The sequence below is a fragment of the Bacillus sp. AFS017336 genome (assembly GCF_002555445.1).
GTDB lineage: Bacteria > Bacillota > Bacilli > Bacillales > Bacillaceae_G > Gottfriedia.
Genome location: NZ_NUCO01000020.1, coordinates 238,104 through 244,370 on the forward strand (window position 1 = coordinate 238,104; position 6,267 = coordinate 244,370).

The window sequence follows — 6,267 nt, forward strand, 5'->3', positions numbered from 1 at the left end:
ATTGCCACCATTTCCCCTTCTATTAACCGAATCGTCCAGTAATATAGTCTTCTGTGCGTTTATCTTTAGGAGTCGAGAATAGTTTATTTGTATTTGAGAACTCAACTACCTCACCGCTTAAGAAGAAAGCAGTTTTATCAGAAACACGTGCTGCTTGTTGCATATTATGAGTCACGATAATAATACTAAAATCTTTTTTCAAATCATTGATTAATTCTTCAACTTTTAAAGTTGAAATAGGATCTAATGCCGATGTTGGCTCATCCATTAAAATAACATCAGGCTCGATTGCAAGGCAGCGTGCAATACATAAACGTTGTTGTTGTCCCCCTGACAAGCCATGTGCATTCTCATGTAAACGATCCTTAACCTCATCCCAAATCGCAGCACCTTTTAAACTTTTTTCAACAATTTCATTTAATGAGGCTTTATCTTTAATACCATGAATTTTTGGACCGTAAGCAACATTTTCCCAAATTGACTTAGGAAATACATTCGGTTTTTGGAATACCATCCCTACATGAGTTCTTAATTCTTGTACAGGATAGTTTTTATCGAATATATCTTGTTGACGGTAAAGAATTTTACCTTCTGTTCTAACTGTAGGCACTAGCTCAACCATACGATTTAAAGTTTTTAAGTAGGTCGATTTACCGCAACCACTTGGACCAATAATTGCTGTAACTTCATTTTCATATATGCTTAAATTGATGTTTTTTAGCGCTTTATCTTGTCCATACCATAAATTTAAATTTTGAGTATCATAAACGATTGATTTTTTTGTGTTTGTATTTGTATCTTCAATATCTTCACTTTTAATATTATTTTCTCTATCTAATGTAAATGTCATAACTTCTATCCCCTCTCATCCTAAAGGAAGCATTCTATTGTTGTTTTATGTTAACTAAACAATAGCTAAAATTTATAATCTTTTTAATTCGGTAATTGATTACATGAATAATCATATCCTTAAACTATTAAACCTGTTTTAACCGAATGTAAAGATTATGTAAATAAGTTCAGAAGCTGTTTTAAATAGATAAAAAAAAAGAGAAGGGATTCCCCTTCTCTTTTATTGATTCTTATTTTGGTCACCTTGACTATTTTGAGTAACTTGATTGTCAATTGTGCCTTTTGGTTCATCATTGTAAACTGATTGTCTTTCTTTTTTCAATTTAAAGTACTCATCCATAATATCGCGGCCAATGTATTTATTGACAGGCGCTTGGTCAGTTTGTAACCAAGGAACAACAACTGAAAATGCAATTTCAGGATTGTCATATGGAGCATAGCCAGTCAATGTTTCATTATATGTTCTTGGTGCTTCTTTATAATTTTTACGATCAGGTCCATCATAGAAGGACTGGGCAGTACCTGTTTTACCAGCTATTTTATAGTCTACGCCTAAGAAATAAGGACGAGCAGTACCACCTTGTTCATTATATACTTTGATAAAACCTTGTTTAACTCGATTGATGTAAGAATCCTTCATATCAATTCGATTTAAAACTTTTGTTTTTACTTCTGATCTAATTACTCCAGTATCCTCACCAATAGAAGGTTGTCTTAATTCTTTCGCAACATGCGGTTGAATTCTATAACCTCCATTTGCGATTGTCGATATATACTGAGCTAATTGAAGTGGTGTATAAGTATCATACTGTCCAATCGCCATATCTAGAAGGAAACCTGGGTTTTTGTCGACACCTTTAAATCCAATTGCCTCATTTGGTAAATCAATTCCAGTTTTAACACCAAGTCCAAACTGACTGAAGCTATTACGGAATGTATCAAACGCTTTAACATCGATATCTAAAGGTTTATTTGGAACATAATTTGCATGACCAATTGCCATTGCTGTTCGGAACATATAAACGTTTGAAGATCTTTTTAACGCATCTAAATCATTAATCCATCCCATATTACTATAAGATGATTTGATAGGTGTGCCTGCAATTTTAATCGGTGTATCGAATTGTCTTTGTCCAGGAACAATCGCTCCTGTTTGAAAACCTGTTAAAAGGGTTGCACCTTTAACTGTCGAACCCATCTCGTAAGATGAAGTAAGATTGCCTGTTGCATAGTCTATAACTTTATTTCTTCCTGTCTTTTTATCTTTAACAATTTGTTTACCTGACATCGCTAGAATTTCACCCGTATTCGGATTAATCATTGTAACGAATGCTCGGTCCAAATATTTACCATTTGAAGTTGCTTTTGCTTGTAAAAGTCTAGTTTTTACAATTTCATCAACCTTACGTTGAAGCTCCATATCAATTGATAGTACTAAATCACTACCAGGTTCCCCTTCAGTAATCACCTTCGTATCAACAACATTTCCTTTTGAATCAATAACATTTTGAGCTTTACCTTTTGTACCGCGTAAAACATCTTCATACTGCTTTTCGATATAACTTTTTCCGACACGATCATTGCGATCATAGCCACGTGCTAAATAATAATCTACATTCTGAGCAGGTAAACCCTCTTTTTCAGAAGTAATATTACCTAAAATTGTGCGGAACGTATCACCGTAAACGTATTTTCTTTCCCAATTTGTTGTTACATCTACACCAGGAAGCTCGTCCAAATGTTCACTAACAGTCGCATATTCTTTTTCAGTAACTCCCTCACTTTTAATTGTTTGAGGAGTTAATGCATAACCAACGCTCATTTGCTTGTAAATTGCGAGTATTTGCAAATCATTTGGACTAAACGAATTCATGTCGGCTTCTGTAATTTTATCAAGTTGTAAATTATAGTAAGCTTTGTTATATCCAGCATCATCATCTTTATTTTGAGCCTTTAATTCTTTATCTTCTTGTTTCGATACAAGCATTTTTGCATCTTCAGGATTTTTTAGTAACCAAAAATCCTTTCGATCTCTTTCAGTTATTTTATTAGTTGGCATCTTAATAAAAGTTTTTAACTTAGTTGCCATTTGTAATAGTTCACCAGACGTTGTACCTTTTTTCCTTGTATACGTGATTGTACGTAAAGGCTTATTATCTACTACAACCTTACCATTACGATCTAGAATTTTCCCCCTTGGTACAGCTTGATCGACGGTCATATTTTCTGTTCGCTCTAATTCTGATTTATAGTCTTCACCTTTTACAATTTGTACAACACCTAATTTTAGAATTAAAAAGGAAAATAGTACAAATACAAGGAAAAATAGAGTATTCAGTCGTGTGGGTAATGTAATTTTATATTTCTTAGGTTTATTCATCTTTTCTCCTCTTTTTTCTACCATTGCTTTCATTACGCGTATTATTATTTTATTGAATTGGAAACAGAATTACAGAAATACTTTTGACAATTTAGTGAACTATCTTGTATTAAGCATGTTTAATTTCTAATTTCCTCATTACGAAATAGACCATAAAGTGTCCTGTACCAAATAAACACATTAACAATGGAATAACTTGTTTCGCTGGAAACAATATAGTACAAACAATGAATACTGCAATTGAAAACATTCTACCACTATTCAAATAAACTTCACGTATCACTATATATTCCACTCGATATTCCCTGGCCTTATACGATTTTCCTATTATATCATATGTTAAAGATAAGTAAGGTACTAAAATGATTGGATACGCCAAAGAAATTATTGCACCATAAATGATCAATAATGAAAAATTAACTTTAAAAGCGATTACAAAAACCGCACTAAATAATAAAAATCCTCCAAGAAATATTGCTTTCATTCTAAAATTTTCTTTTATGATTCTAGTCACAATGTAATAAGTAATAAAGCTGATTAATGATGTTATTAATCCATATTTCCCTAAAGCAAACTCACTTCCAGTTGATAAGAAAATATAGATTGAAATGACAAACATAAAGATTCCTTCACGATTGCCTTGAAAGAAATTTGCATAAGTAACTTGTCGCCAATTCTCATTTAATTTTCTTTCTAAGATGACTCGTTTAATGTTGAACTCACTATCAAGTTCTCTTTTAATTAAAAAACAACTTAACACAACCGCACAAACAAATAATAAAACTGCAGCCATAAATACAAAGTGATAACCTTTATTTCCAATCATGGAAGAAATGATTGCTCCAGCAATAAACGGCCCAAGCATTCCAGAAAATGAATTAACAAGCCCTAAAAAACCGTTAAAAAATTGCCTAGTCTCAGGCTCAGTCACTTCAAATGTTAATAAATTAAACGCCAAATAATAACAACCATTTCCAACTCCTAATATTGCTCCGATTAATATCGTTGCAAGCAATGTCTTTGTTTCAAACACTAAAACAACAATATAGAAGATCGCTAAAAAAGAAATACCGATCCTAAGAATCACAACACGGTCAACTGTTTTAGCTAATCTACCCGCAATCACGAAAGTCAGAGCTTGAAAAAATGCAATCGCAAATTGATACGAAGCTATCGGTAAATAATCATTTGACTGCTTCCATAAATAAACATTTACAAATGTACTAGATAAAGCTGTTGCCAAAGTAAATAATCCACCGACACTTAATAATAAAACTAAGTCTCTGTTTAGATCGACATCACCTAATAAAAATTTCCACCTACTCATAAAAACTCTCCTTTGTCTCATGAACTAGTTTTCCGAGTAAATGAAAATTTATCCTTTTATTTAACAAATATAAAAGAGACTATCCTGAAGATTTAACGATTCTAGGCAATTCCTTTTAAAAATAGATATCATACATGCAAGGTATTGATACTGAGTTACATATAAAACCGTTGAATCCGCAAAATGAAATCTGGAACCAAAGTGTATGGTTGTAGCTCAAATAAAAATGGGGAACGAGCGATGAATTACTTTACTAATTTTTTAATGTTTTTACTGATAAACGCTAAGTTAGCTGCACACTAATAAACTAATAAGGTTTACTTAAGTAAAATAAGGTATTATATTTGTTGAATAGATTCTCTTTAGAGACAAGAAAAGTAGGTGAACAAAGTGGGAAAATATCAATTAGATTATAAAGGTCAGCAAGCTGTTGCAAAGTTTCATGAAAAACAGACGCCTGCCAAATTTGATAAAAAGAAGCAACTTGAAAAAATGCGTGCGGAGTATTTGAAAAAAATGCAAAAACAAACTGATAAATAATTTGAATGAAAACATAGGAAAACTAAAAACTTCCTATGTTTTTTTAGTTCAAAAAGCAATTTAAAAAAATTACTGAGACAAATAAAAAAGGGGCCACCCCTATGCCAATTACCTTGACTTTAGGAAGACCCCTTCATGTTTTATAAATTATTTAGCAGCTTGGTATAACTCTTCTACTTTTTCCCAGTTTACTACATTCCAGAATGCACCAACATAGTCAGGGCGTTTGTTTTGGTAGCCTAGGTAGTAAGCATGCTCCCAAACATCTAAGCCTAGGATTGGAGTTTTACCTTCCATTAATGGTGAATCTTGGTTAGGTGTGCTAGTTACTTCTAACTCACCATTGTTTACTACTAACCAAGCCCAACCAGAACCGAAACGAGTTAATGCAGCTTGTGTAAATGCAGCTTTTAACTCATCTAGGCTACCAAATTTAGCGTTAATTGCTTCTGCAACTTCACCAACTGGAGTGCCTGTGCCTTCTGGAGTTAATAAAGTCCAGAATAAGCTGTGGTTAGCATGTCCACCACCATTGTTACGTACAGCAGTACGGATACCTTCTGGAAGTGCATCTAAGTTTGAAATTAATTCTTCAATTGAAGAAGCAGCTACTTCTTTGCCTTCTAAAGCAGCGTTTAAGTTAGTTACATATGTATTGTGGTGACGAGTGTGGTGAATGTTCATTGTTTCTTTATCAAAGTGTGGCTCTAATGCATCATAAGCATAAGGTAATTGTGGTAATTCGAATTTTGACATTTTTAAATTCCTCCCAAGGATAATAGTGAATTTCCATTTAAAGTTATCAAATATATTGAAAGATTTCAATAGTAATGCTCAGAAAAGGAAAATAATATAAAAAAGATTTACTTTTGAAAGAAATTAGACCAAGGTTTAATAGCAATATTTAATAATCAAAACGAAAAAAGTCTCCAACGATAACGTTGAAGACTTTTTCACTGTTTAAGGAGTAAGAGGGATTCGAACCCCCGCGGGCTGTTACACCCCTGTCGGTTTTCAAGACCGATCCCTTCAGCCGGACTTGGGTATTACTCCATAATAAAAGATTGGTAGCGGCGGAGGGAGTCGAACCCACGACCTCACGGGTATGAACCGTACGCTCTAGCCAGCTGAGCTACACCGCCAAACTATAAAAATGGCTCCGCAGGTA

5 protein-coding genes and 2 tRNA genes are annotated in these 6,267 nt (G+C 33.3%); 1 reads left to right on the forward strand and 6 read right to left on the reverse strand.

From position 1 onward, the window contains the following. Nucleotides 1-22 precede the first annotated feature (22 nt). From pstB to CN601_RS11330, 3 genes are all read right to left on the reverse strand, one after another. On the reverse strand, nt 23-850 hold the full coding sequence (gene pstB, locus CN601_RS11320) for a phosphate ABC transporter ATP-binding protein PstB (RefSeq protein ID WP_098120021.1): 828 nt from the start codon (nt 848-850) through the stop codon (nt 23-25). A gap of 222 nt (nt 851-1,072) precedes the next feature. Continuing rightward, nucleotides 1,073-3,232, reverse strand: coding sequence for a peptidoglycan D,D-transpeptidase FtsI family protein (locus CN601_RS11325; RefSeq protein WP_373604972.1), 2,160 nt, complete (start codon nt 3,230-3,232; stop codon nt 1,073-1,075). Nucleotides 3,233-3,341: 109 nt separating this feature from the next. Continuing rightward, on the reverse strand, nt 3,342-4,559 hold the full coding sequence (locus CN601_RS11330) for an MFS transporter (RefSeq protein WP_098120019.1): 1,218 nt from the start codon (nt 4,557-4,559) through the stop codon (nt 3,342-3,344). A gap of 390 nt (nt 4,560-4,949) precedes the next feature. Here CN601_RS11330 and CN601_RS26935 point away from each other — a divergent pair, with 390 nt between their 5' ends. Further along, nucleotides 4,950-5,099 carry a hypothetical protein gene (locus CN601_RS26935; RefSeq protein ID WP_098120018.1) on the forward strand — a complete coding sequence of 50 codons (150 nt, stop codon included), beginning with the start codon at nt 4,950-4,952 and terminating at the stop codon, nt 5,097-5,099. 147 nt (nt 5,100-5,246) lie between these two features. Here the strand turns inward: CN601_RS26935 and CN601_RS11340 are convergent, their stop codons facing one another. The 3 genes from CN601_RS11340 to CN601_RS11350 all read right to left on the reverse strand — a co-directional run bounded on the left by CN601_RS11340 (nt 5,247) and on the right by CN601_RS11350 (nt 6,241). Beyond that, nucleotides 5,247-5,855, reverse strand: coding sequence for a superoxide dismutase (locus tag CN601_RS11340; protein WP_098120017.1), 609 nt, complete (start codon nt 5,853-5,855; stop codon nt 5,247-5,249). A gap of 207 nt (nt 5,856-6,062) precedes the next feature. Then, a tRNA-Ser gene (locus tag CN601_RS11345) sits at nt 6,063-6,152 on the reverse strand. A 12-nt stretch (nt 6,153-6,164) separates the two neighbouring features. Continuing rightward, nucleotides 6,165-6,241: transfer RNA gene (locus CN601_RS11350), tRNA-Met, on the reverse strand. Nucleotides 6,242-6,267: the final 26 nt, after the last annotated feature.